This is a genomic window from Acetobacter papayae JCM 25143 (assembly GCF_000613285.1).
Taxonomy (GTDB): domain Bacteria; phylum Pseudomonadota; class Alphaproteobacteria; order Acetobacterales; family Acetobacteraceae; genus Acetobacter; species Acetobacter papayae.
The window spans coordinates 1-2,063 of sequence record NZ_BAIN01000137.1 but is presented as its reverse complement, the minus strand read 5'-3'; the positions used below and the strand labels follow the sequence as shown (position 1 = coordinate 2,063).

Annotated in this window: 1 protein-coding gene; it reads right to left on the bottom strand. The window is 64.4% G+C overall.

Translation table 11 applies throughout. The annotated features are described in order from the left end of the window. A partial coding sequence (locus tag JCM25143_RS14920; protein WP_025861812.1) for a beta-N-acetylhexosaminidase occupies window positions 1–2,028 on the bottom strand: 2,028 nt, incomplete at its 3' end. Between the last annotated feature and the right edge of the window lie 35 nt (window positions 2,029–2,063).

Here is a 2,063-nt window from a genome sequence, read left to right as displayed (position 1 = left end):
CGCGAGCCCGGTGGTGAGTGCCGGGTGGTGCGCTGCTGCCCGCTGAAAGGCCTCATCATTCTCGGCCCATAATGTGAGCATACGGATCAGGTCGGGTTTGAGCGCTGTTTCTCCCGCGATAAAGGCGGCGACTTCGGCGTTGAAAAGGTCCGCCAGTGGCGTATCGGGCATGGCAATATCCGCCAGTGTGTCCAATGGCTGCTCGGTTGCGGTTTCCTTGTGCCGGATCTGGAGAAATTCGTGATTATGCGCGTAGTTGCGCACGGGAGAGACTGCTGAGAGCAGAATCTGCGCGGCACCGGTTTCGCCCGGGGCCATGCGTTCCAGTCCCGCAAGCGTCTGCTGGGTTGCGCGCAGGCCCAGCAGGTCCAGCCTGTCGCGCATGACGGCAAGGCGCGGTGCAAGGGTGTCGCCCCGGCATTGGGCAGCGGGCGACCAGAACCGCTCCGCCAGAGCGGCTGTGCGGGGCCAGAGCCGCGCATCGAGCATGCTTTCGTTGATTACTTCCGTCCATAAAACCGCTTCAGCCCCCAGCACATGGGCTGCCTGTTCGGTTGAAAGGGGGGGGAGGGGCGCATCATCCGCCGCCTGTCCGGCATCCGATGGGGCGGAGGGTGCTAGGGAAGCAGGAACTGTGCCACCCGGCCCGGTGGTCTGGGCTGCTGCTGCGGCTTCGGCAGCGCCTTTTCTGGTGTCGAGCGGGTCTGTTTCATAATAGGCCCGGGCGGGTAGCAGGCGGTCGAGATAGTAGGAGCCGGAAATAACGGTGTCATATCCTGCGCGGGTTGCATCAAGCGTATGGGCGGGGCCGCGCCAGCTCTGGATCAGCGTGCCGGGGGGCAGGTCGGCGGCCAGAATTTCGTCCCAGCCCATGACGGTCTTGCCGCGCGCATGCAACGCCATGCCCACCTGTCTTGAAAAACCGGCCTGCAGAGCTGCGGTATCCGCCAGCTTGTGCTGCTTCATGTAAGTGGTAATGCGCGGATTTTGCAGCCATTGCCGGGCTACGACCTCATCCCCTCCGATATGGAAAACAGGATCGGGGAACAGCCGGGCCATTTCCGTATAGAGCCGGTTTACAAAAAGCAGTGTGGCGGAGTTTGTGGGGTCCATGGCCGCGCGGTTGATTTCCGCCCGGTCGGTCTTGTTGAGCGGGTGCTGGGCGGCCAGTGCGGGATAGGCGCGCAGGATTGCAAACGTGTGGCCCGGCGTATCGAATTCAGGCACCACGCGAATACCCCGCTCGGCGGCGGCGCGCACAAGCTGGCGGATTTCGTCCTGCGTGTAGTAATCGCGCGGGCTGTCCGGGGTGCTGCTACGGGTCAGCAGGGGATAGAGCCTGCTTTCAACCCGGAAAGCAGCCCCATCCGACAGGTGCAGGTGCAGCACGTTGAGCTTGACCATTTCCATGGCGTCAAGCTGGCGTAGCAGTGCGGGCAGCGGCATGAAGTGGCGGCTGGTGTCGATCATCAGCCCGCGCCAGACAAAACGGGGGCTGTCTGTAATGGAGGCCTGCGCAATGACCGGGCCTGAGGCCTCAATCCTGACAAGCTGGAGCAGGGTTGCCAGTGCGCGCAGGATACCGGCTGGCTCCTGTGCATCCAGCCGGGCTTCGGTTGCGGAGGTACGCAGGTCGTATTCTTCGCGCATAGCCGGGCGGGGGAAGGGCGCATCCTGCTTGTAATGGATATGCATGGCGTAGGGAGCGCTCTGGGTGTTTTCTGTGCCTTGGGGGGCGGTCAGAACAGCCAGACGCTGCTCAAGGCGTTGCACGGCCTGCCGCAAGGCGGGGGTGGCCGGGCTGTCCCAGTGTATGTCCAGACGGGATGGGAGGGGAAAGGCTTCGCCGCTGCTCCGCAGGGTGCTGGGAGTTGGCATGAGCACGGGGGGTGTTGCCGCACTCATGGGGGCTGGCGGCACGGTGTCCACCTGTGCGGAGGGAGTGGTGGATTGTGCGTGTGCGTAAGGCAGGGGCAGCAGGCAGAGCAGGCTCAGGCAGGCCATGCCCGGCAGGAGGGAGCGGGTCATGGCGTGGGTTCCGGCTGGGTTGGGGCGTGGCGCGC